We start from the raw sequence: 339 nt of genomic DNA, 5'->3' as shown, positions 1-339 counted from the left end.
AGAACCTCGATGCCGCTCAGCGCCTGTGTGAGTTTTTCAGAAGCTTCGGTCTTGGCGAGGTCGATTTCTTTGCGTAGAAGTCCCGTCAGATCGGCCACGAGTCCGCTCACGAGTTCGGCGAGCGGGATGTTTTCGGACGAGTTAGCCATTTGCCGGCCCTCCGCTCTTCAAGGAAGACGCTGGTTGGGCCACCTGAGGCGCGCGGTGGAAGCTCGCACTTGCCGGTCGACTTGCCGAGGCAGTTAGGAAGCGGCTGGCCGCCAGCCCTGCCAATGCCGCGATTCCAAGAAAGGCTAGTGGCTGCTTGCGTCCGAAGTCTTCGGCCATGGTTGCTACTTC

Annotated in this window: 1 protein-coding gene and 1 pseudogene; both read right to left on the bottom strand. The window is 60.5% G+C overall.

What is annotated here, in order from left to right:
• Window positions 1-149, bottom strand: a 149-nt coding sequence (locus ACPYOI_RS36075) for a phage holin family protein (protein ID WP_481424174.1), incomplete at its 3' end; no start/stop codon positions are given.
• Window positions 142-339: pseudogene (locus ACPYOI_RS36070) on the bottom strand (nutrient deprivation-induced protein); the annotation flags it as partial. The gene ACPYOI_RS36075 and the pseudogene ACPYOI_RS36070, both read right to left, overlap by 8 nt.

The sequence above is a fragment of the Rhizobium sp. SVR5-2C genome (assembly GCF_056755115.1).
The sequence above is the reverse complement of the archived record's forward strand: the minus strand, read 5'-3'. Positions and strand labels throughout refer to the sequence as shown.